Origin of the sequence: Campylobacter sputorum (assembly GCF_002220775.1) — a bacterium.
Lineage (GTDB): Bacteria > Campylobacterota > Campylobacteria > Campylobacterales > Campylobacteraceae > Campylobacter_F > Campylobacter_F bovis.
Genome location: NZ_CP019685.1, coordinates 382,507 through 407,569, shown reverse-complemented (window position 1 = coordinate 407,569; position 25,063 = coordinate 382,507). Strand labels below are relative to the sequence as shown.

Here is a 25,063-nt window from a genome sequence, read left to right as displayed (position 1 = left end):
TATTGCTATATTTTATCACAAATAGTATTAAATTTCAAAGAACTTATTAATTCATAAACTCTCTCATCATACAAACACCATTTATTTTTATATCTTTAAATTTTGATATATTTTGCGAATTTATACCGCCAATTGCATAGATATCTAAATTTGTAAAATTAGTTAAATTTTTTAATTTTTCTAAACCAACACCTATTTTACCAGGATGGGAATTTGTTTCAAAAATATTTCCATAAGTAATAGATGAAGCTCCATTTTTAGTAACAAAATTTAACTGCTCTTCATTGTGTATGCTAACATTTATATCGTTAAAATTTAGCAGTAATTTTTTATCTATATTTTTAAAACATTCAAAACTAAAATGGATACTTTTTAAGCCCCTTATAATGGCATAATTTGCAAAATTATGCGTTATAAATTCCACTTTATTTTGTTTACAGATATCTAATATCTCATCTGCGCATTTTTCATAATACGACTCGTTTTCTCGTAAAATAATGGCGTTAATTCTGTTTATCACACCACTTTTTAAAATACCTATTATGCTTTTTTTACTCAAAGTTGAGTTTGTAACAAAAACTATTTTTAAACTCATGATATATAATCATAGTCCTTAAATACAGGCTGCAAACCAAGTTTTATAACATCATCATAAACTTCTTTAACACTTCTATTATCTGAAATTTCAAATTGCTCATCGCCGGTATTTTGAGAATTTTTACTATGTGTTCCTATGCCAACGCTTACTCCAGCTGAAACCTTATTTGCAGCTATTTGCATAGCACCATTTCTAAATTTAGCATTTTCTCTAGTTGAAATTGTAATTGAAGCAAAAGGTAAGAAAAGTCTATAAACACAAATAATCTGTAAAAGCTTTTTTTCATCTACATCATGCGGATTTATGCGGGTATTTGATATTGTTGGGCGAAGACGAGGAACAGAAATAGCAATACTAGCATGTGGGTATTTTTTTTGTATCAAGCTAGCATGAAGTGCAGTTGCAAAAGCATCTTTTTTATAATCATCAAGTCCTAAAAGTGCACCAAATCCAACGCCTCTCATACCACCCATTAACGCTCTTTCTTGAGAGTTAAATCTATAAGGAAAAACTCTTTTGTTTCCAGCAAGATGAATTTTTTCATATTTTGTAGTGCTATAAGTTTCATTAAAAATAGTTACAAAATCAACACCATTTTCGTGTAAAATTTTATAATCAGCACTATTCATCGGATAAACCTCAACTCCAACAGTTGAAAAATACTTCTTAGCAAGTTTTGCAGTTTTTGCTATATATTCAACGCTTGAATAACTCTCACTCTCTCCTGTTAAAAGTAAAATTTCACTAAGTCCGCTTTTAGCGATATTTTTTAACTCTTCTTCTATTGATTTCTCATCAAGATGAAGTCTTTTTATATCGTTATTACAACCAAAACCGCAGTAAATGCAGTGATTATCGCAATAATTTGAAACATAAAGAGGTGTAAAAAACTGAATCGAGTTGCCAAAATTTGCCCTTGTTACAGCTTGAGCTTTTTTAGCTATATCTTCAAGGCATTCAAGTGCGGCTTCACTTAGTAAAATTTGCAAATCTTTTTCGTTAATTTTATCTTTTTGTAAAACACTTTTTACATCATCAATGCTTACATTTTCGCAATTAAACTCATCTCGTGCTTTAAGAACTTTATTCATTATTTCATGATCTATTTGCTCCATTCCTTCAAGATATTTCATATGATTACTTCTCATTTTTACTCCAAAAATCCAGTTAAAGGAGAGCTTGCATCGGCAGTTTTTCTAACTCTACCAAGCCCAGAAAGATACGCCATTCTTCCAGCTTCTATAGCAAGTTTAAAAGCTTTTGCCATTTTATTTAAATCTCCAGCTGTTGCAATTGCTGTATTTATCATCACAGCATCTGCACCCATTTGCATAACTTCACAAGCTTGAGCTGGAGAGCCAATGCCTGCATCAACAATAATTGGCGTATTAATCTCATCTATTAAAATTTCTATAAATTCTTTTGTCAAAAGTCCACGATTTGAACCAATTGGCGAACCAAGTGGCATTATCGCACCAGCCCCAGCATTTGCTAAATCTCTTGCAACATTTAAATCAGGATACATATAAGCAAGTGGTATAAAACCTTCATTTGCTAGTTTTTCAGTAGCTTTTATAGTTTCATAATTATCAGGAAGCAAATATTTGCTATCTCTAATAACTTCTACCTTTATAAACTCCCCACATCCAATTTCTCTTGAAAGTCTAGCTATCCTAACTGCCTCATCTGCAGTTCTTGCACCGCTTGTATTTGGCAAAATTGTTACATTTTTAGGAATAAAATCTAGTATATTTGCCACTCCGCCTTCATTTGCTCTTCTTAATGCAAGTGTTACAATCTCCACTCCAGCGTCATTTATAGCACTTTTTATAAGCTCTAGACTAAATTTACCGCTTCCTAAAATAAATCTTGAGTTAAATTCCTTATTTCCAAGTTTTAATATATCGTTCATATCTTACCTTTTAGTATCAAATTTATAACCACATTTGCACAAAGTGCCGCACACATGCAAACTTTAGGCGACATTACTCCATACTCATAAATGTCATCATTACTAAAATCTCCGCACACAAAAAGTCTACTTCCAAAACTTTTTACACCAAATTCATCTCTTATTGTGTGTCCTGCTAAACCTGAAGTTGCAACCACAAATTTATCATTATAGCTTGATAAAATTTCATCAACAAGCATAGATTTTGCAGTTTCATCATCAAAAGCTTCACAAACTATATCATCATTTTTGAAAATTTTACTAGCATTTGATGAAGTGATTTTTATATTCTCACAAATAACATTTATAAAAGGATTTATGGCTAAAATATGTTCTTTTAAAGCATCAACTTTTGGCTTTGCGATATCTTTTAGATAGAAATTTTGTCTATTTAAATTTACAAGTTCAACTCTATCAACATCTATGATATGCAAATTTCCAACTCCAACTCTAGCTAAATTTAAAGCCAAATTTGAACCAATTCCACCAGCTCCAGCTATACCAACTTTTGCATTTTTAAATAAATTTAGCGAATTTGGAGAATTTCTTTTTGAAATTTCATAATAAAATTTATCTTTGTCTTTTAAAAGTTCATTTAAATTATCCATCATCCACCCCTAACAAATGTTACTACTTCAAGCTTATCTCCATCTTTTAGGATAGTAGTTTGGAATTTGCTTTTTGGAAGTATTTTGCCGTTTAGTTCTACTGCGATATGTTTTATGTCGTAATTTTTTTCTTTAAGCATTTTTTCAACACTAGAATTTATAAATTCGCTACTTAAAATCCCATTTATACTAAGCATTTGTATATCCTTAAATTTTAAGCACCAAAAGAAGTGAAGCATTCTCCCTACGCTGGTATTATCCATATTCAGGTATTTAGGGTTTATTTCTCAGCTTTTAGCTCCCCTGATGCGTTTTTGCATTTTAACAAATTTAGTATTTATATAAAATTAATATTTCAAAATAATAAAAAATATTGATTTTTAGAGATATTTTTGATACAATTAAACCTTGCAATAAAAATTATTAAATTAAAAAAAAGGGGGGGGGTATGAAAATATCTTTAAAAATAGCCATAGCTATAATCTCATCATTATTGTTTTTATCCTCAGCACTCATTTTTGAAAAAATAAGTGTGGATAATAAAACCATAGAATTTACGGAAAAACAAATAAGAAATTCAATTATTAAAGAAAAACAAGCTGCTATAATGCAACAGCTAGATGCTGTAAAAACAATAACAGAATCCATAGCCAAAGTCTATATAGAATCTGAAGAGCCTGTAGAAGAAACAAAAGAAGATATACTAGTGTATATAAACAATGCTAGATACGGTACGAAAAAAAATGGAACTTTTATAGTTTTAGATTCAAAAGGAAAAACCCTTGCAAATCCAAGTCATCCAGAATTAATTGGTGTAAATGTTTTAAATAATACAGATGAAAAAGGCATTAAATATAATCAAGAAATTTTTAACAACATTGATAATAGGGATTTTTATGTTGAGATAGTTATGGATGGCGAGGATTATATGCAATCTGGAATGAAACTAAAAATCGCGGATGCTGAGTGGATCATAATGGGTAGATCACCTACAACCATTACAAAAGAAAATATAGATAAATTTATAAATACGCTTCATGAAAATAGTTCTTCGAATGCAAAAACATTTATGACAATAGCTATAGCTATAATAATAATTTGTATAATTGCTGCTTTAATATATGCAAAAATTTCCATCATAACACCTCTTAATAAATTAATAAATAGAGCAAACAATCTCTCAAGTGGAGATGGAGATCTTACTGTAAAACTAGATGATAGCGGAAAAGACGAGATAGCTATGGCAAGTAAAGCTATAAATGCATTTATAGAAAAAGTTAGAAAGCTTATAAGTGATGCTAAAAATCTATCAAGTGAAAACTCATCGATTGCAAACGAACTTAGTTCATCTTCACTTCAAACAGGAAAAAGAGTTGAAGATTCAACAGCTATAGTTTCAAAAGTAAGTAGCAACTGTAGTGATATAAACTCAAATATGAAAGATTCTATAGAAGAAGCAAAACAGGGTAAGAAAAATCTTCAAGAAGCAATTGTGTATATAGATGAAGTAAATAAAGCTATGCTAAATTTAAATAGCAAAATATCTACTAGCGCACAAACTGAAAATGAAATGTCAGATAAAATAAACCAACTTGCCAAAGAAGCAGATCAAGTAAAACAAGTTTTAGATGTTATAAACGAAATAGCTGATCAAACTAACCTTCTAGCACTAAATGCTGCTATTGAAGCAGCAAGAGCAGGAGAGCATGGTAGAGGATTTGCCGTTGTTGCAGATGAAGTTAGAAATTTGGCTGAAAAAACACAATCAAGTTTGGTTGAAATAAATGCTACTATAAACATTATAATTCAATCAATAAATGATTCTAGCAAACAGATGAATATCAACGCAAAAGATATAAATGATCTTACAAATGTAGCTCAAGAAGTTGAGAAAAGTATAAAAAATATGAGCGAGGTTATAGGTGGTGCTATAAAACTTTCAGACACTACGGTTGATAGCTATATAGACACTGGCAAAAATATCGATACTATCGTAAAAGACATAGAACAAATCAACTTAATTTCAAAAGAAAATGCAAGAAGTGTTGAAGAGATAGCCGGAGCTGCAGAACATCTAAATAAAATGACAGATCAGCTAAACGCGAAATTAGGTGAGTTTAGAACTTGATTTTATATATAAGCTTTAGTATAATTCCATCTAGATTAATCTAGATGGAAATTTATGCTTAAAAATAAACTTGTTTTAATAGGTGCCTCAACTGGAGGTCCAGGTCATTTAAAAAAACTTCTATGCGATATAAAGATAAATGATAACACAATAGTTATAGCCCAACATATGGATAGTATTTTTATACCATCTTTTTGTAATCAACTAGCAAAAGAATGTCATATAAATGTAGAATGCATAGAAAATAAAATAAAACTAGAAAATAAATTTTATATATGTAAACATAACACCCAAATATCAAAAGATTTGATAGCTTCTATACATACCGACATTAAAGCACCATACTCTCCAAATGTAGATATACTTTTTACCTCTGCTTCAAATTTATGTAAAGATGTAGAAATTATGGCGATACTTCTTACAGGAATTGGAGATGATGGAGCAAGTGGTCTTTTAAAACTTTATGAAAACAGAGCAAAATGTATAGCAGAAAACGAAGAAAGTGCTATTGTTTTTGGTATGCCAAAAAGAGCTAAAGAGATTAATCCGAATTTAAAAACTATGAACTTAAATGATATAAGAAAAGAACTAGAAAGGTTTTTATATGTTTTTTAGAAGAAAGAAAAAAGAAGAATCAAATTTGCAAGAAACAAATAAGAAAGATTTAATCATAGATACTAGGAATTTTGATAAATTTATAAGCATTATTCAAGATATATGCGGTGCTGATTTAAAACCAAAATATAATACTATATTTGAAAGACTTGAAATTTTTGCTAAAAATAGACAAATACCTAGTTTTGATAAGATTATAGATTTAATAAAAACAGATTCAAATTTAAAACAAGATATATTAAATCTCATAACAGTAAATGAGACATATTTTTATAGAGAATTACCACAGCTACAAGAAGTCATAAGCTACGCAAAAACACTTACAAATCCTAAAATACTTTGTGCACCATGCTCAAGTGGTGATGAAGTTTATTCTTTATGTATGTTAGCTGTCGAGAATAATCTTAGAAATATTAGCTTACTTGGGATAGACATAAACTCAGAGGCGATAAATGAGTGTATAGAAGGAAGATATAACGAAAGGCATTTACACAGGTTAAACAATGAGCAAAAAAATAAATTTTTCATAAATAAAAACGGCGTGTTTGAAATCAAAAAAAATATTTTACCCAAATGCGAATTTAAAATAGTAAATATATTTGATGATGAAATGCTAAAAATAGGAACTTTTGACATTATTCTTTCAAGAAATATGATGATATATTTTGATGATGAATTTAAACTAAAATGCGTTAAAATTTTACATAAATTACTTAATCAAAATGGAAGACTTTATGCAGGTCATGCAGATCTCATACCAGATACAAAAATTTATCAAAAAGTATATGAAAGCGGAGTTTCTTACTATAAAAAAATATAAATTTATTTTATAATATAAAATTTATTTACCCAATAATAATAAATTCCGCCTATAAAAAATACGCTTCCCATTATTATAGTTATGGTTTGCAAACTAAATGAAGCTTTAAACATAAATCCAACAAACATCGAAAACATAGCACTTACTAACAAAATCACCATATCATTATAAGCTATTACTCTACCATAAAACTGCTCATCGCAATTTCTTTGAACAAGAGTATAAGTATAACTCCAAAGGGTAGATGTAAAAAATCCAGCAGTTGCCAGACCTATAAAACCTAAATAAAAATTAAATTGTAAAAAAGCCCATATGATTATGCCAAATCCCTGACCAAAATACATATACATAATAGTTTTATTATTTGTAAATTTACTAAGCAAGGTTGGACCAATTATCAAAGATAACGCTCTTGCGGTATTCATAAATCCTATTATCAGAGGTATTGATAAAATATTTGTATACTTATAATCAGCAAGTAATGCAATCAAAGCTTCATATGAGGTTATTCCTACAAATCCATGCAAGATAATTAAATGTATAATAAGCTTATTGTTTTTTATATAAACTATACCATTTTTAAACATTGTAAATATAGGCTTTACAGCTGTTTTATCGACTTTTGGTAAAACAAGTTTATGTAAAAAATAAAAGCTAACTATATATAAAATAACATCAAGCATAAAAGCACTTTTTACACCAAAAAAATAGATATAAACTCCGGCTCCAGCCATTCCTATTGTGTAACAACTCGCCCATATCATTGAATGTATTTCATTTGCGAATTTTAATTCTTGATTTTTTAAAATTTTAGGAAGTATACTCATCTCTACTTGAAAATATATGCCCCCAACACCCATTCTAACAAATATAATTATAAGAAGCAACCAAAGCATATCAAGAGAATCTATAAAAAGCAACATAACTATAGTTATAGTTTCTATAATCATCATGACAATAAGCATAGGTTTAGGGCTAAACCTATCAACTAAAATACCGCTAAATGGTGCTAAAATAACACAAGGAATATAAGCCATAGCAGCACATAATGAAATAGCCCAAACAGGTGCATTTAAATTTATAAGCATTGTAAAAATACCTGTATGAGAAAACCATGCACCAAAATAACATATAATCTGCACAACACATAAAATTCTAAAATTTCTATGTGTTTTTAATAAATATAAATATTTTTTCATAAAAAATATTTATAAAATTTATTTATTTCCTATATGGTTTAAATATATAGAATTTTTCAAGAGGTCCTGTTGTTATTTTTTTATCAGAATCTAGCATTCTTAAATTTTGTCCGTCAATTTTGTAGTAATTTTTTTCTTTAAATTCATTAATTGTAGTAATAATGCCATTTTCTATACTATAATTTCCTTTATCTGTAAATTTTCCATCTTTCTCATCTAAATAATTACTTTGCAAAACATAAGTATTATCATCTTTCAATGTTAAAATTTGCTCTATTCCACTACAACTAGCACAAGGTAGTGTTGCAGTATAAGAGCCGTAAATTTGACCCGCACTTTTTTCAACATTTTGACTACTCAAAGAACAACCAAACAGCGTAGCAGAGCATATAACCGCAAACATAAAATTTTTTATACTCATAATATAATCCTTTTAATAAATTTATGAGTATTAATTATACTACCAAAAGCATTAATTACTGATAAACAAAAACAGAGTATTTAAAATGTAGTTTATTTTTAAATTTCAAATTCTAAAAATTCTATATGTCATACTTATCACAACCATAAGCGAAACTAGAGTAGCTGGTGTTGATTTTGAAAAATTGTATAAGAAATTACAAAAAGCATTTAATAACTTAAATTTACCAAAAGCATTAATTACTGATAAACAAAAACAAAGTATTTATAAGATATAGTTTATTTTAATAGTTTACTTCTAGATGCTTTAAGCATCTAGAAAATTTATATATTAAGGGGGATTAATTTAAAACCTATTATTCCTTACACTCTCAACTATATCTTTAGACATAGTATCAAGTTCTTTTGTAATGCTGTTTGTATTGTTTGCAATATTAACATTTTCTTTTGTTAAAGCATCTACATCAGCTACAGAGTTATTTATCATAGATATTGCTTCAGTTTGTTCTCTAATGCTTTCACTCATCTCATTTATTGATTGAGTTAAAACATTTACATTAGCTTCTATCTCAGTTAAAGATTTACCTGTTTTTTCAGCAAGTTTTCTAACTTCATCAGCAACAACTGCAAATCCTCTTCCTGCTTCTCCAGCTCTTGCTGCTTCTATAGCAGCATTAAGTGCTAGAAGATTAGTTTGTTCTGATATATCTTTTATAATAGTTATAACATTTTTAATCTCTTCACTTTGAGCTATAACTTCTGTTGTTTTTTGATTAATTGAGTTCATTGAGCTAGACATCTCTTCAACTGCAGCTGCACTTTCTTCAAGTGAACTAGCTTGTTTTTTAGCTGAAGCTGTTATTTGATCTACTGCTTTAGATAATAGATCTGATTTTTGTTGTAAGCTCTCTGCTTGAGATAGATTTTGTTTAAGCATATTTGATATTTCAATGCCTAAAGTATTTATACCTTGAGCAATAACACCTTTATCTTCTATAGAAGTTGTAAAGTCTTTGTTTTGGAAAGATTTTAATAAATTTAGTATATTATGTCCATTATCTGCTATAAGTGAGACTAATGTTGTTTGTAACTCTTTAAATGCTTCTTTTAGATTATTAAGTGCTGGATTTGAAGAATTTGCTTCAAATGATACTAAGAAGTTACCTTCTTTTATCTCATCTACAAATGTATTAGCTTGTTTTATAAATACTTCTTCATCAGATAAATTCTTTTTAGTTTTTTCAATGTTTTCATTAATAGCTTTAGCCATAGCTCCAAATTCATCTTTTGTTTTTACATTTATTGTATTAGCATCTTTTGATTCATGATTTATAAATTTAAATACATTGTTTAGACCTGATTGGATTATAGAGATTGGTTTTAAAGCTCTTGTTATTATGAAAGTTAAGATAGATACTATAAGTATAATAAATATAGTTGAAGTTACACTTTGACTTTTAATTATATAACTTAGTGTGCTATCATAATCACTCATTGAGTTTGCTGAACAAATAAGCCAGTTAGCAGCTTCGTATTTTTCGCAAGCACCAACTTTATGATCTCCCATAAAGTCATATTCAAAAGGTTTGTTTCCAAATTTTGCATATGATTGCTCAAACAAAGAAACAATATTTTTAGCTTCTGGTTTGTCAGATAAAACGATATCTTTATTTGGATGAGAAATTATATATTTTGAATTAAGATCCAAAATGGTAATCATATCAGTTGAATTGTCTGATTTATCTATCATAGAATCTATTCTGTAATTTAACTTATTTAAAAATATATCCACAGCTAAAACACCAAGCAGAGTTTCACCTTTATAAACTGGTTTTGAAAATGTAACGGTTACATCTCCTGTACCAGAAGAGATGTAAGGTGGTGAAAATGTTAATTTGCCATTTTTAACGGCATCTTTATACCATCCTCTACTAGTTGCGTCATATTGATCAATGCTCGGACCTCTCTTGCTAAGCTTAGTTATACCATCTTTTGATGTTCTAGATGTAATCATTTCTCTATTTGTAAATCCAAAATAAAAGCCATTTACACCAGCTGTTAAAGATGCTATATAAATTTGCTTTTTAATTTTTTCCTCATCAGAAATAATATCTGTATTTTGGTTCAAATAATTTGCAAATTTATCCAAATTTTGCACTCTTTGTTCGAAAAATTCCTCAACAAATACATCCACTATAAGAACATTTTTACTATTTGATTGTTCAGATAAATCTAAAACTGTATTTTTAGTTGAACTATAATTAACCGTTGAAAAAATCGCAAAAGACATAAAAAGCAATACTAAGATTATTAAAGATATTTTACTTGCAACTTTGCGAAACATAAAAAACTCCTTCTTTTTAGTAAATTTTTAGATATTTATTATATCACTCCCCCTCCCGTTGTCAATAAAATTTACACAAAAATAGTTAAATTATATAATCTTATAATGATTTTGTAATTTTCAAAAGTTATTAAAAAGAATATTGTTATTTTTAAGAGAGCAAAAGCTCTCTTAAATTTATTAAATTTCGTTGCTAAAATCAGCTTCAGATAAACGTTTTAGTTGTCTATATCTTCTTTTTGCATCTTGAAGATTTTTTTCTAGAAGTTCTTCAGCATGTTCTGGATTCAACTTGCTAAGGGCGTTATATCTTACTTCTGATAATAAGAAATTTTTATATAAATCCCATTCGGGTTCTTTTGCTGATAGTTTTAAAGGATTTTTTCCTTCTTTTGCTAATCTTGGATCAAAAGTGTAAGTAGGCCAATAACCACATTTTGTAGCAAGCTCAGCTTGATTTCCACTATGACTCAAACCACCTTTTATACCATGAGCTATACAAGGAGAATAGCATATAATAATACTTGGTCCATCATAAGCTTCAGCTTCTATGATAGCTTTTATAGTTTGAACTTGTGAAGCGTTTGAGTTTATTTGAGCAACAAAAATATTGCCATAAGTCATAGCGATTTGACCAAGATCTTTTTTCTGAACTGCTTTTCCACTAGATGTAAATTGTGCAATAGATCCAGATCTTGATGATTTTGAGCTTTGACCTCCAGTATTTGAATAAACTTCGGTATCTAAAACCAAAATATTTACATTTTCTCCACTTGCTAAAACATGATCAAGCCCACCATATCCAATATCATAAGCCCAGCCATCTCCACCAAATATCCATTGAGATTTTTTAGCAAGATAATGTTTAAGCTCTAAAAGTTCTTCGACACCTTGTATATTTTTATTTTGTTCTAAAATAGGAATTAATCTATCTCTTACTTCAAGAGATTTTGAAGAAGATTGTTTATTTTCTATCCAATCTTTATAAAGAGCACTTAGAGAATTTGGCACTTTGTCCATTGTATCTAGCATAATATTTTCTATTCTATGGCGTATAGTCTCAGTTGCTATTTTCATACCTAAGCCAAACTCAGCATTATCTTCAAACAAAGAGTTACCCCAAGCAACGCCATTTCCATCTTTATTTTTGCGATAAGGCATAGATGGAGCAGAACCGCCATATATTGAACTACATCCAGTCGCATTTGCAACTATCATTCTATCGCCAAATAGTCTTGTTACAAGTGTTATATAAGGAGTTTCTCCGCACCCTGGACATGCACCATGAAATTCAAAATACGGCTCTGCAAATCCAACACCTTTTACATTTTCTTTGCCCGTTAAATCATCTTTATAAGTTACATTTTTAAATAGATAATCAGCATTTTCTTGCTCACCTTTTTCTATTTGATCTTCAAGAGGAACCATAACAAGTGATTTTTCTTTACTTGGGCAATTTTGAGCACAAAGTTCGCAACCAGTACAATCAAGTGGGCTAACTTGAATTTTATATTTATAATCTTTAATATCTTTGCCTTTTGCATCTATTGCGTGTTCTTTTACGCCACTAGGAGCAGATGCCATTTCTTTATCATCTACTAAAAAAGCTCTTATAACAGCGTGTGGGCAAACAAACACACATTGATTACATTGAATACAGTTTTCTTCTATCCATTTTGGAACCATTACACCAACACCGCGTTTTTCATACTGCGTTGTTCCGGCTTCAAAACTTCCATCTTCGTGTCCTAAAAATGCAGAAACTGGTAAGCTATCGCCTCTAGCAGCGTTCATAGGCTTAACTATATTTTCTATAAAATCACTTCCTATATACTTATCTGTTTGTGCAACTTGCTTGTCATCTAAATTTGCCCAAGCTGGATCAACTGTAACTTTTACTAATTTATCAGCACCATTTTCTATGGCCTTATAGTTCATTTCTACTATTTTATCACCTTTTTTACCATAAGTTTTTTTAGCAAATTCTTTCATCAATCTTTGAGCATCTTCAAAAGGTATAATATCTGTAAGTTTAAAAAATGCTGATTGCATAATTGTATTTGTGCGGTTTCCAAGACCTATATCATGAGCTAATTTTGTAGCATTTAGTATATAAAAATTAACTTTTCTTTGAGCTAAAATTTTCTTAACTTTGTTAGGAATTTTTTCAACTGTCTCTTTCTCATCCCAAATAGAGTTAAGTAAAAATGTTCCATTTTCTCTTATACCATCAATAACATCATAAATTTCAAGATATGCAGCAACAGAACATGCAACAAAATGAGGATTTGAAACAAGATAGGTTGAACGAATAGGTTTTTTACCAAATCTTAAGTGACTTCTTGTATAACCACCTGACTTTTTACTATCATATGCAAAATATGCTTGAGCGTAAAGATCCGTATTATCACCAATAATTTTAATAGAGTTTTTATTTGCACCAACTGTTCCATCGGCACCAAGTCCATAAAATAAACACTCTTTTTTATTTTTATCGCCAACTGAAATTTTAGGTCCAACTTCTAAAGAAAGATGAGTAACATCATCATTTATACCAACTGTAAAGCCATTTTTAGGATTGTTTGATTTTAAATTTTCATAAACAGCTATTATTTGTGCAGGATCAACATCTTTTGAGCTAAGTCCATATCTTCCTCCTATTATCAAAGGAGCGTTTTCTTTGCCATAAAATGCAGCTTTTATATCTAAATATAATGGTTCTCCCAAACTTCCTGGTTCTTTTGTTCTATCTAAAACAGATATTTTTTTAACGCTTTTTGGCATAACATCAAATAGATATTTTACACTAAATGGTCTATATAAATGAACTTTGACAAGACCAACTTTTTCACCTTTTTCCATAAGATAATCTATAACTTCTTCTATAGCTTGATTTACAGATCCCATTGCAACTATTATGTGTTCAGCTTCTGGATGACCATAATAATTAAATGGCTTATAATCTCTACCAGTAATTTTTGAAATTTCTTTTAAATACTCAGCAACAATGTCTGGAAGTGCGTCATAATATCTATTTGGAAGCTCTCTTGTTTGGAAATAGATATCATCATTTTGAGCTGTTCCTCTTGTTTTTGGATGTTCTGGATTTAATGAGTTATGTCTAAATTCTTTTATAGCCTCATAATCAAGAAGTTTATCAAACTCTGCATAATCCATAACTTCTACTTTTTGTATCTCGTGGCTTGTTCTAAATCCATCAAAGAAATGCAAAAATGGAACTTTTCCTTTTATAGCAGCTAAGTGGGCAACACCACCTATATCCATAACTTCTTGAACACTATCACTTGCAAGCATAGCAAAACCAGTTTGTCTACACGCATAAATATCTTGGTGATCTCCAAAAATAGATAGAGCTTGAGACGCTAAAGATCTAGCTGCAACATGTATAACACCAGGTAAGAGTTGTCCTGCTATTTTATACATATTTGGTATTTTAAGAAGCAATCCTTGTGAAGCAGTATAAGTTGTCGTTAATGCACCAACTTGCAAACTACCATGAACACTTCCTGCGGCTCCTGCTTCGCTTTGCATCTCTATAACTTTAACTGGCATACCAAAAAGATTTTTTTTGCCTTGTGCCGCCCACATATCAACATGATCAGCCATTGGAGAACTTGGAGTTATCGGATAAATTCCAGCAACTTCTGTAAACGCATAAGAAACATAAGCAGCAGCTTCGTTCCCATCCATAGTTTTCATAATTTTACTCATTATGTGACTCCTTGATAAGTTAATTATAAATCAATATATAATTAACTTGATTATACTAAAAAATTATTAAAAAAACACAATATTTAAAAATTATACTAAAAAATTATTATAATACTAAAAATAAGTTAGTCTTCTTTTGTAAATAAAACAGCATCAATTGGCAAATCATAACAGTAATCACAATATTTATAAAGCTCATCTTTGCTACCATAACCACATGTAAGACCTATAGAAATTACATTTGCAGCTTTTGCAGCTTTTGCATCAAGGATAGTATCGCCTATCATATACACTTTATTTGTTTTTAAATTTATAGCGTTGATTGCCTTTAGTATAGGTTCTGAATCAGGCTTTGGGTTAATAACATCATCTCTGCCAATGACTACATCAAAATATTTATCAATCTCAAGATGTTGAAGTAATATTTTAGAATATAGTGAAGTTTTTGTAGTAACAATACCTAGTTTTGCAAATGAACTAGCAAGTTCTACAGCTTGTCTTGCACTATCTATAAGAGAAGTTTTTTTTAAATAAATATTTCTATACTCTTCTTTGTATGAATGTATATATTTATAAATTTCATTTATTGGAGCACCTAATCTTTCAAACATTATATCAAGAGGATATCCTATTAATGAATTTAAATGCTCATAGTCAAGTTTTAACAAATCTCCATTATCTTTAAAAGCTTTTGTAAAACCATCATGTATAGCGCCTGTGGAATCTATCAAAGTTCCATCCATATCAAAAAGTATAATTTTATTGTTCATATAAAAAGTAGCGTGTAGCACAAATGTGCTACACAAAAAATAAGTTAATTATTTTGTTTGTATAAATCTGAATTTAGCATCAGTGCGTCTATTTTGAGCACGGCCTGCTTTTGTTGCGTTATCTGCAATTGGTTTTGTCTCGCCATAAGCTTCTGTAGAAATTCTGTTCTTGTCGATGCCAAGATCAACTAAAGCTTTAGCAACCGCATCAGCTCTTCTTTGTGATAACTTCATGTTATACTCAGCAGGACCAGTACTATCAGTATGTCCTTCAAGAATAACTTTATAATCAGGTTTATCATTTAATGTATTGGCTACTTCTTTAATTTTCTCCATATAAGCAGGAGTTATTTTTGAACTATCAAATGCAAAGTTTACATCCATAGTAAGACGAATAACTTTTTCACAACCATATTCATCAACAACTACACCCGCTGGAGTACCAGGACATCTATCAACATCATTTGGAACACCATCATTATCATCATCTAATACTGGAGTTGGCTCTACTACTGGAGCTGGAGCTACTACAGCTGCTGGAGCTGCCTTAGGAGCTCTTTCACCAAAGTTAGCAGCAAAGCCTAATGTATAGAACATATTGTGGTTTGCATGTTCAAATGTTATAGCATCTCTTACTTCTGTTTTTAGTGCAAAATTATCTGTTATGAAATATTTAAGACCTAAACCGTATTGACCAAATCCACCATCATCTATATCAGCAAATTTGCCACCACCAAATTCTGTTCTATAATCTTCATATCCAGCACCAAGTAAACCATAAACTTTAAAATTGTCACTAAAGCTGTAAATATCTTTAACAAAATTAACAAAATATCTCATAACATCAGTATCACCAGCGTCTTTAACACTAACATCTGATGAGCGATCTAAACCTATTTCAATTTGATTAATCCAAGCATCTTCAAGGTTTTTAGCAATTCTTAAACCATAAGTAAAGTGGTTTTGTGTACCTATATTACCTTCACTTAAAACTCCACCTACTGTTGGGGTAAATTCCCAATGATAATCTGCGTCACTAGCAAATAAAGCTGTAGCAACAGTTAATGCAATAGCAATTTTCTTCATAAATCTTTCCTTTCTCTTTTTGAATTAAAAAGCTAGATGTTATTCTAACACTTTTTTTTAAAAAAGTCTATATAAATTATAAATAAAATACTAACTTATATCTTTTTATTTAACCATTCTTGCAAACTTTTAACTTCATAAGCACTTCCATCTTGCAAACTAAGTATAGAATTAGTGGCAGCTTTTGCAGCACGCATGGTTGTAAAATATGGTATTTTAAATCTCAAAACAGATTGTCTAATTTTGGCAGCATCGCTTGTTACAGACTTAGAATCACTTGTATTTATAACCAAAGATATATCACCATTTTTCAACCTATCTTCTATATTTGGTCTACCTTCGCTTATTTTGTAAACAAATTCACATTCAACACCAGCTTCGTTTAAACATTTATAAGTACCACTTGTTGCTATTATTTTAAAACCTAAATTTATAAATTTTTTCGCTAAATTTATAGCTTCTAGCTTATCATTATCAGTTAGTGTTAAAAATACACTTCCGCTTGTAGGCAAAATATTACTAGCAGCGATTTGAGATTTTATAAAGCTTTTTTGAAAATTTGAACTAATTCCCATAACTTCGCCAGTACTTTTCATCTCAGGACCTAAAATTAAATCACTTCCGCTAAGTTTATTAAATGGAAAAACGGATTCTTTAACACACACATGACCATTTATCTTTGGTTTTAAAATACCGCCCTCATTTATAATTACACCAAATTTATCATAAAATTTAAGTGCCTCTTTTAAATTTCCTTGCCACATAACTCTTGAGGCAACTTTTGCCATAGGAATTCCAGTAGCCTTACTTACAAAAGGCACAGTTCTACTAGCCCTAGGATTTACTTCTATTATATATAGTTCGTTTTCATAAATAGCAAATTGTATATTCATAAGACCTACAACGCCTAATGATAAAGCTATTTTTTTAGTCTGTTCTTCTATAGTATTTATCATCTCATCACTAAGATTCATTGGAGGTAAAATACTAGCGCTATCTCCGCTATGAATTCCAGCTTCTTCTATATGCTCCATTATCGCACCGATATAAACATCACTGCCATCACTTATCGCATCGACATCAAGTTCTAGTGCATCTTGTAAGAATTTATCTATCAAAACAGGAGAATGATTACTTACACTCACGGCTTCATCCATATATGTAAGTAACTCTTCTTCATTATAAACCCTTCTCATAGCTCTACCGCCAAGCACATAGCTTGGTCTAACTAGCACTGGGTAACCTATCTTAGATGCTTTTAATACAGCTTCTTTTTGAGATGTTGCAGTATCGTTATCTGGTTGTTTGACGCCTATATTCTTTATAAACTCACTAAATTTCTTTCTATCTTCTGCTATATCTATAACTCTAGCACTTGTTCCTATAATTTTAGCTCCAATTGCATGTAAGCGTTTTGAAAATTTAAGTGGGGTTTGTCCTCCGAAATGAACTATAATTCCATCTAGCTTTTCTCTTTGTATAACATTTCTTAAATGCTCGAAATCAATTGGCTCAAAATATAAAATATCGCTTGTATCGTAATCTGTGCTAACTGTTTCTGGATTGCAGTTATACATAATGGTTTTAATACCCATATCTTTGAGTGCATAACTTGCATGCACACAACAATAATCAAACTCTATTCCTTGACCAATTCTATTTGGTCCACCGCCAATGATAAGGACTTTTTTATCGCAACTATCTGCTTTTAATTTTGGTAAATTTGGAGTAATGTTTGTTGATGAGTATAAATATGGTGTTAAAGCTTTAAACTCACCAGCACAAGTATCAACTTCACTATATTCTATATCTATATTTTGCTTACTTCTAACATAGTAAATATCATTTTGAGTAAGCTCTAAATCATCTTTTAAATTTATAAGATAAGCTATCATTTTATCGCTAAAGCCATATGTTTTTGCTTTTCTTAAAAGAGTAGGATTATTTAAGATATCCATATCTATGCACTTTTCAAACTGAACTATCTCATAAATTTGAGTTAAAAACCATTTATCTATTTTTGTGTATTCATAAACATTTTCTATATCAAAACCATCTCTATAAGCTTGCGCAACATACAAAATTCTCTCTTCATGAGCATTTCTAAGACCATAAATAAGGTCATTTTTATTTAAATTTATATGATTAAATCCAAAATATCCTCTTTCCATACTACAAAGCGACTTTTGAATACTCTCTTTAAATGTTCTTCCAATAGCCATAACTTCGCCAACTGACTTCATAGCAGTTCCAAGATAAGGATTTGAACCTGGGAATTTTTCAAATGTAAAACGAGGTATCTTAGTAACAATATAGTCAATAACTGGCTCAAAACTAGCTGCAGTTCCAGTAATATCATTTTTTATCTCATCAAGAGTAAAACCAACTGCAAGCATTGTAGCAACTTTAGCTATAGGATATCCAGTTGCTTTACTAGCAAGTGCTGAAGATCTAGAAACTCTAGGATTCATTTCAATTACGGTCATTCTGCCATTTTTTGGATTTATAGCAAATTGCACATTGCTTCCGCCAGTATCAACGCCTATTTCTCTTAAAATTGCAAAACTTGCATCACGCATATTTTGATACTCTTTATCCGTGAGAGTTAATGCTGGAGCCACAGTTATGCTATCTCCGGTATGAACGCCCATTGGATCAAAATTTTCTATAGAGCAAACTATGATACAATTATCATTTTTATCCCTGATAACCTCCATTTCGTATTCTTTCCAACCAAGCAAACTCTCTTCAATTAAAATTTCATGTATCGGACTTGCATCAAGACCAGCATTTGCAAGCTCTTTAAATTCATCAATATTATAAGCAACGCCGCTTCCTCCGCCACCTAGAGTATAACTAGCTCTTATAATAAGCGGAAAACCAATATCATTTGCTACGCTTATAGCCTCTTCATATGTGTATGCGTAATTACTTTTTGGTAAATCCATACCTATTTTTATCATAGCTTTTTTAAAAGCTACTCTGTCTTCACCTTTTTTTATAGCTTCTGGATTTGCTCCAAGAAATTTAACATTTTCAAGAAGATTGTTTTCATAAAGTTCCATAGCAGCATTTAATGCAACTTGTCCACCCATTGTAGGTAAAATAGCATCAATATTTTCTTTTTTTATAATCCTAGCAATACTATCTTTCGTAATTGGCTCTATATATGTAGCGTCAGCAAAATCTGGATCGGTCATAATTGTAGCTGGATTTGAGTTTATAAGAACAACTCTATATCCTAGCTCCTTTAGAGTTTTTACAGCTTGAGTTCCGCTATAATCAAATTCACAAGCTTGACCTATAACGATAGGTCCGCTACCTATAAGTAAAATATTTTTTATATCTGTTCTTTTTGGCATTAATTCTCCTTATTTACTACATATAGATATGATGGAACAGAAATTTCTATATAAGGCTTAACTATAACGCTTTTATACAAATCTCCCTCTATTACTTTTTCAACTTTTCCAACCAGAACCCCACTAAAAAATATACCATCAAGTCCGCTTGTAAATACTTCATCGCCAACATTTGGATTAAGCCATTGGGGTATAAAATTTACAACTATATTTTTAAAATTTCCAGATGCAACGCCTGGGATTTTATTTGCTCCAACATAAACAGAAAAAATACTTTTTGGATCATATTGCAAAAGTCCCATTGGCAACTTATCTTTTGAAACAACTATTCCAGCCGTTTTTCCTTGATAAATAAGTCCATAAATTTTACTATCATTATAGTCATTAAACTCTAGCCAAATTTTATTATAATCACCAATAGAAACATACCCCAAAGCTTTAACTAGCTTGATATCTGGAGCATAAATGCTTGAGTTTTTATCCACTAAAATAGAATTTAATTTATCTGCAAATGTAGAGAGTAAATTTGCAGTTTTCTCAAGTTCTTTGTTTTGTTCCATCAAGCTTTCTATCTCATTAGCTTGTCTAAAGTGTCTATTTATACTGTTTTTTATATATGTTAAACCATTATAATATATATTTACAAAAAAATTATTTGTATCAACGACTAATTCTCTTGCATTTTCACTTCTATAAAGCGATATTGCAATGAAAATTAGTATTAAAAATATAAGTTTAAATTTATTCTTCATTTATAAGCTGCTGCAACAGACTTATCTCTTCAAGAACTTTTCCGGTTCCTTTTGCAACTGCTAAAAGTGGCTCATCTGCTACATATACAGGAAGTTTTACAATATCCGATAAATATTTATCAATACCCCTAATAAGCGCTCCGCCACCTGTTAAAACAACACCATTTTCTACTATATCACCAGCTAAATCTGGCGGCATCATCTCAAGAACTGTTTTTAATGCATCTGCTATCTCTTTTAATGGTTCACGCATAGCTTCTCTTACATCTTCGCTCGTTAGCTCAACTCTGCTTAATAAGCCACTTATCTGATCTCTACCTTTTATGCCCATAGATAACTCTTTTGGAAGCTGTATGGCTGAGCCTATTTTTATTTTAATCTCTTCCCCAGTTCTTTCACCTATTAAAAGATTGTATTTTTCTTTTACATAGTTAACTATACTTGAGTCTATCTTATCTCCAGCTGTTCTTATAGATTTACTTATAACTAAACCACCAAGTGATACAACACCTATTTCAGTTGTTCCGCCGCCTATATCAACTATCAAACTACCTTGTGGCTCTCTTACTGGAAGTCCTGCACCAATAGCAGCAGCCATAGGCTCTTCTATCAAAAATACTTCTCTAGCACCAGCACTTAGTGCACTTTCTCTAACAGCTTTTCTCTCAACTTGAGTAAGACCATAAGGAATGGATATTATAATTCTTGGTCTTAAAAAACTTTTTCTTTTATGCGTTTTTTCTATAAAATAACGAATCATCTTTTCAGTCATATCAAAGTCAGCTATAACGCCATCTCTCATAGGACGAATTGCCTCTATGTCCCCTGGAGTTTTGCCAACCATTTCTTTTGCCTCATGACCTACTGCTAAAATTTTTTGTTTTCCGTATTTTTCAAATTGAACTGCAACAACAGACGGCTCATCTATAATTATACCTTTATCTTTTACTAAAACGAGCGTATTTGCTGTTCCTAAATCGATTCCCATATCACTAGAAAAAAATCCAATAAATTGATCTAAAATCATTCCTTACCTTTATGCTGTTAATTTATTATGTTTTACAAAAATAGGTTTTGCACCATCGTTTACAACTTCTTTTGTTATAATTACATCATAGTTTTTAAGCTCAGGAAGATCAAACATAATATCAGTCATCATCTCTTCCATTATGCTCCTCAACCCCCTTGCACCAGTTTTTCTTTTAAGTGCTAAAGAAGCTATAGCCTTTAGAGCTTCATCGTCTATTTTTAAATTTACCTCATCTATTGCAAAAAGCTTTTGATACTGCTTAACTATTGAATTTTTTGGCTCCTTTAAAATTCTAACCATATCATCTTGAGAAATATCATTTAGCGTAGCAACCACATGAAGTCTTCCTATAAGTTCTGGTATCAATCCATAATGAACCAAATCGTCTGGCTCAACAAAACTTAATAATTTCTCTTTTTCACTCTTGCTTCTTTTATCTTGACCAAAGCCTAAAACATTTTTGCCAAGCCTTTTTTCTATAATATCACTAAGTCCATCAAATGCACCCGCACAAACAAATAAAATATTTGTAGTATCAATCTGTATAAATTCTTGATTTGGATGTTTTCTACCACCTTTTGGCGGAATATTTACAACACTTCCTTCAATTATTTTAAGAAGTGCTTGTTGAACACCTTCTCCGCTAACATCACGCGTAATTGATCTATTTTCGCTCATTCTAGAAATTTTATCTATCTCATCTACAAAAACTATACCATGCTCTGCTTTTTTTACATCTCCATTTGCAACTTGAAGAAGTCTTGTAAGTATATTTTCAACATCTTCTCCTACATAACCAGCCTCTGTTAGACTAGTCGCATCACAAATTGCTATTGGGACATCTAAAAATCTGGCTAAAGTCTGAGCCATCAATGTCTTGCCGCTACCAGTTGAGCCTAAAAGCAAAATGTTTGATTTTGAAATTTCAGTGTCATCTTCTATGTTTGATTGTTTAAAAATTCTTTTATAGTGGTTATAAACACCAACACTAAATATCACTTTGGCTCTATCTTGACCTATAACATACTCATCTAACACGGCTTTTAGCTCTTTTGGCGTTAGATTATCATAAATTTCTTTTTTATCTTCATTTTTTTGATCATTTTCACCATTTATACCATTTAACATATTATAAGATGCGGTTATACAATATTCGCAAATAAAAGAGTTGCCATCTATACTTGTAAGAAGTCTTCTATCTGCTGATTCTTCTTTGTTACAAAAGCTACATTTTCTAGCCATTAATCTTTTCCTTTTTGTAGAGGAATTCCTCTTGTTGTATTCAATATAAAATCGCACATTTTAAGAACATGCTTATTATCAGTTTTTTCTTTTAACTCTTTGGCTTGGTCTTTTAAGCCATTCTCACTTTTAAAAAGAAATTTAAAAGCTTGATTAATTATCTCAACTTGTTCTTTATCAAACCTTCTTCTGATTCCAACTAAATTTAAGCCTCTTATATAAGCTCTATTACCCTCAGCCAAACAAAAAGGTACTATATCTTGCGAAAGCGCAGAAGCTCCTGCTATCATGCAACTTTCACCAATTTTTACAAACTGATGAACCGGTGTCAAGCCGCCAATTACAGCATAATCTCCCATTTCAACATGACCTGCTAAAGTTGCATTATTTGCCATAATAATATTGCTTCCAATAACGCAATCATGTGCTATATGACAATAAGCCATTATAAAAGCATTATCTCCTATCCTAGTAAAACCATCGCCCTTGTGAGAACCTGAACTTATCGTGCAAAATTCGTGAATTGTAACATTTTTGCCTATTACTAGTCCTGTTTTTTCGCCAACTTCAAAACTCATATCTTGTGGTATTTCGCCAACTATAGCATAGCTAAATACTTTTCCACCATCTCCAATGGTAGTATCGCCAATGATTCTTGCACCCTGTTTGATAATACAACCATTTCCTATCTTAGAATCTTTGCTTATAAAAGCATTAGCCTCAACTATAACATCGTCTCCTAGCATAGCTCCGTCTTCTATTATCGCTCTAGGATCTATTTTGTTCATCTTTTCTACTTATCCATTATCATTGCTTGAAGCTCTGCTTCTGCTACCAAAATATCATCCACAAAAGCTTCGCCTTTTAAAACCCAAATTTTACCTCTATGTTTTAATGTTTGCAATCTAAACTCTATAGTATCGCCAGGTCTTATAGGACGGCGAAATTTAGCCTTATCTATGCTCATAAAATACACAACTTTATTTGATAAATCTTCATTAGGCATACTTTTAAATGCCAAAACTCCGCCGGCTTGCGCCATTCCTTCTATTATCATAACTCCTGGATATATAGGATGAGAAGGAAAATGTCCTTGGAAAATTTGCTCTCCTATGGTTACATTTTTTATTGCTACAATGCTCTTATTTGGAACAATATCTATAACCCTATCTATAAGCAAAAACGGATATCTGTGTGGTAAAATTTTCTGGATTTCTACTATGTCTATCATTAACTTCCTTACTTACATAAATAACTAAGAATTGTAACTAAATAATGCTAAAATTTAGCTAATAAGTTTACTTAAATTTTGCTATTTTGTGCCTTATGTCTTCATAAAGTAAGCATTTTGCATATATTTGAACTTTTGCATTTTTTATCTCATCGATAACTATAATTGGACTTAAACTATACTCTTTGCAGATATAGTTTCTAAGCATCAACTCCTTTTTTATACTTGGCGGATTATAAACAATTTCTCTAACTTTTTTATAATTTGTTTTTAAAATTTTATTAAAAAATTTTAATGATATAAATTTGATTTCGTCTTTGCAAAATGCAATATTTTTATCATTTTTCAAATTTAAATTAACATTTTCTTTTCTAAATTTACTTAAATATAAAAAGTAACTATCAACAACTTTATCGTCAAATTTTACATATGCATTTAGTAATCTATAATTTAAAAATCTATCTTTTATTATTTGAAATTTAATATTTTTATCTTTTAAGCGATGAACTTTTTTATAAAAATTTAACTTTTCTTCTATGGAATTTGGTAATTTTTGATTGCCAATATTACTTATCATTTCACTCATAAAAAGATTTTGGTGATCTCTTTGTTTTTTTAGAGCAAAAATGCAACCGCAGTAATTTTGTGCATACAAATTATCATTTTTTGCTAGGCTCATTTGTTCGCTAGTTCCACCATTTTTCCTATAATCTGGTGCTATAAATTTAATATTAAATTTATCACAAATTTTTTCTAAAGAAGTGTTAAGTTGCATAAGAGATTTTTTAGGACTCATAAGAAGTGTTGTAGTGATTGTATTTTCGCCAAGCTCTAATGCTTTTTGTGCTGTATTTTCTAATCTAAAATCAAAACAAAACTCACATCTTTTGCCTTTTTCAGGCTCATTTGCCATATATTTTGCACCATCAAACCAAGAGTTTAAATCATACTCGCCTTTTATAAGCTTAATTCCAATGGTTTTACAACTATGTTTTACATCGTTAAAACGAAGTAAATACTCACTATATGGATGTATATTTGGATCGTAAAAATAACCTATAATTTTTTTATTTGGGTAATCTTTTTTCAATCTTTTTAAAAAATAATGACTATCAACAGAACAGCATATATGCACTAACATTCATCTACCTTTTTTGTTATAATTATATATAAAT

General features: G+C 30.4%; 20 protein-coding genes, 2 pseudogenes and 1 riboswitch. Of the genes and pseudogenes, 3 read left to right on the top strand and 19 right to left on the bottom strand.

Annotated features, from left to right (window positions below; translation table 11 throughout):
* Positions 1–46: 46 nt before the first annotated feature.
* Genes CSPB_RS02080 through thiS form a run of 5 tightly spaced genes read right to left on the bottom strand, consistent with a single transcriptional unit; the run spans position 47 to position 3,354 of the window.
* Positions 47–595: a thiamine phosphate synthase gene (locus CSPB_RS02080; RefSeq protein WP_089192964.1), complete on the bottom strand. Its 549-nt coding sequence runs from the start codon at positions 593–595 to the stop codon at positions 47–49.
* The gene (gene thiH / locus CSPB_RS02075) at positions 592–1,746 is read right to left on the bottom strand and encodes a 2-iminoacetate synthase ThiH (RefSeq protein ID WP_089192963.1); all 1,155 of its coding nucleotides are present in this window, start codon (positions 1,744–1,746) and stop codon (positions 592–594) included. Before thiH ends, CSPB_RS02080 begins: the two co-directional genes overlap by 4 nt.
* A gap of 2 nt (positions 1,747–1,748) precedes the next feature.
* Positions 1,749–2,510 carry a thiazole synthase gene (locus CSPB_RS02070; RefSeq protein ID WP_089192962.1) on the bottom strand — a complete coding sequence of 254 codons (762 nt, stop codon included), beginning with the start codon at positions 2,508–2,510 and terminating at the stop codon, positions 1,749–1,751.
* On the bottom strand, positions 2,507–3,157 hold the full coding sequence (gene thiF / locus CSPB_RS02065; RefSeq protein ID WP_161492177.1) for a sulfur carrier protein ThiS adenylyltransferase ThiF: 651 nt from the start codon (positions 3,155–3,157) through the stop codon (positions 2,507–2,509). Before thiF ends, CSPB_RS02070 begins: the two co-directional genes overlap by 4 nt.
* Entirely contained in the window at positions 3,157–3,354 is a 198-nt protein-coding gene (gene thiS / locus CSPB_RS02060; protein WP_089192960.1) for a sulfur carrier protein ThiS, read from the bottom strand. The genes thiF and thiS overlap by 1 nt, the downstream gene beginning before the upstream one ends.
* 26 nt (positions 3,355–3,380) lie before the next feature.
* A riboswitch (TPP riboswitch) is annotated at positions 3,381–3,472 on the bottom strand.
* Between the two features lie 133 nt (positions 3,473–3,605).
* Between thiS and CSPB_RS02055 the strand changes: the two genes are divergently transcribed.
* Genes CSPB_RS02055 through CSPB_RS02045 form a run of 3 tightly spaced genes read left to right on the top strand, consistent with a single transcriptional unit; the run spans position 3,606 to position 6,720 of the window.
* Positions 3,606–5,285, top strand: coding sequence for a methyl-accepting chemotaxis protein (locus CSPB_RS02055; protein WP_089192959.1), 1,680 nt, complete (start codon positions 3,606–3,608; stop codon positions 5,283–5,285).
* A 54-nt stretch (positions 5,286–5,339) separates the two neighbouring features.
* Positions 5,340–5,900, top strand: coding sequence for a CheB methylesterase domain-containing protein (locus CSPB_RS02050; protein WP_089192958.1), 561 nt, complete (start codon positions 5,340–5,342; stop codon positions 5,898–5,900).
* Positions 5,890–6,720: a CheR family methyltransferase gene (locus CSPB_RS02045; RefSeq protein WP_089192957.1), complete on the top strand. Its 831-nt coding sequence runs from the start codon at positions 5,890–5,892 to the stop codon at positions 6,718–6,720. Before CSPB_RS02050 ends, CSPB_RS02045 begins: the two co-directional genes overlap by 11 nt.
* A gap of 2 nt (positions 6,721–6,722) precedes the next feature.
* On the opposite strand, the gene CSPB_RS02040 is transcribed toward CSPB_RS02045, so the two are convergent.
* From CSPB_RS02040 to CSPB_RS01980, 14 genes and pseudogenes are all read right to left on the bottom strand, one after another.
* The gene (locus CSPB_RS02040) at positions 6,723–7,919 is read right to left on the bottom strand and encodes an MFS transporter (protein ID WP_089192956.1); all 1,197 of its coding nucleotides are present in this window, start codon (positions 7,917–7,919) and stop codon (positions 6,723–6,725) included.
* A gap of 22 nt (positions 7,920–7,941) precedes the next feature.
* A complete protein-coding gene (locus CSPB_RS02035) occupies positions 7,942–8,340 on the bottom strand; it encodes a copper resistance protein NlpE (RefSeq protein WP_089192955.1) in 399 nt (132 codons plus the stop codon).
* A gap of 345 nt (positions 8,341–8,685) precedes the next feature.
* Positions 8,686–9,087, bottom strand: a pseudogene (locus CSPB_RS09030) (methyl-accepting chemotaxis protein); the annotation flags it as partial.
* Between the two features lie 774 nt (positions 9,088–9,861).
* A pseudogene (locus tag CSPB_RS09025) lies at positions 9,862–10,629 on the bottom strand (cache domain-containing protein); the annotation flags it as partial.
* A gap of 234 nt (positions 10,630–10,863) precedes the next feature.
* Positions 10,864–14,415, bottom strand: coding sequence for a pyruvate:ferredoxin (flavodoxin) oxidoreductase (gene nifJ / locus CSPB_RS02025; RefSeq protein ID WP_089192953.1), 3,552 nt, complete (start codon positions 14,413–14,415; stop codon positions 10,864–10,866).
* Positions 14,416–14,540: 125 nt separating this feature from the next.
* Positions 14,541–15,185, bottom strand: a complete 645-nt coding sequence (locus CSPB_RS02020) for an HAD family hydrolase (protein WP_089193903.1) — start codon at positions 15,183–15,185, stop codon at positions 14,541–14,543.
* A 48-nt stretch (positions 15,186–15,233) separates the two neighbouring features.
* Entirely contained in the window at positions 15,234–16,271 is a 1,038-nt protein-coding gene (locus CSPB_RS02015) for an OmpA family protein (protein WP_033916052.1), read from the bottom strand.
* 95 nt (positions 16,272–16,366) lie between these two features.
* Positions 16,367–19,633: a carbamoyl-phosphate synthase large subunit gene (carB, locus tag CSPB_RS02010; RefSeq protein WP_089192952.1), complete on the bottom strand. Its 3,267-nt coding sequence runs from the start codon at positions 19,631–19,633 to the stop codon at positions 16,367–16,369.
* Positions 19,633–20,385, bottom strand: a complete 753-nt coding sequence (mreC, locus tag CSPB_RS02005) for a rod shape-determining protein MreC (RefSeq protein WP_089192951.1) — start codon at positions 20,383–20,385, stop codon at positions 19,633–19,635. The genes carB and mreC overlap by 1 nt, the downstream gene beginning before the upstream one ends.
* Positions 20,375–21,412: a rod shape-determining protein gene (locus tag CSPB_RS02000; RefSeq protein ID WP_033916055.1), complete on the bottom strand. Its 1,038-nt coding sequence runs from the start codon at positions 21,410–21,412 to the stop codon at positions 20,375–20,377. The genes mreC and CSPB_RS02000 overlap by 11 nt, the downstream gene beginning before the upstream one ends.
* 9 nt (positions 21,413–21,421) lie before the next feature.
* Positions 21,422–22,657, bottom strand: a complete 1,236-nt coding sequence (clpX, locus tag CSPB_RS01995) for an ATP-dependent Clp protease ATP-binding subunit ClpX (protein WP_033916056.1) — start codon at positions 22,655–22,657, stop codon at positions 21,422–21,424.
* Positions 22,657–23,445: an acyl-ACP--UDP-N-acetylglucosamine O-acyltransferase gene (gene lpxA / locus CSPB_RS01990; RefSeq protein ID WP_089192950.1), complete on the bottom strand. Its 789-nt coding sequence runs from the start codon at positions 23,443–23,445 to the stop codon at positions 22,657–22,659. Before lpxA ends, clpX begins: the two co-directional genes overlap by 1 nt.
* 5 nt (positions 23,446–23,450) lie before the next feature.
* The gene (gene fabZ, locus CSPB_RS01985) at positions 23,451–23,888 is read right to left on the bottom strand and encodes a 3-hydroxyacyl-ACP dehydratase FabZ (RefSeq protein WP_033916058.1); all 438 of its coding nucleotides are present in this window, start codon (positions 23,886–23,888) and stop codon (positions 23,451–23,453) included.
* A 67-nt stretch (positions 23,889–23,955) separates the two neighbouring features.
* Positions 23,956–25,029, bottom strand: coding sequence for an epoxyqueuosine reductase QueH (locus CSPB_RS01980; RefSeq protein WP_089192949.1), 1,074 nt, complete (start codon positions 25,027–25,029; stop codon positions 23,956–23,958).
* Between the last annotated feature and the right edge of the window lie 34 nt (positions 25,030–25,063).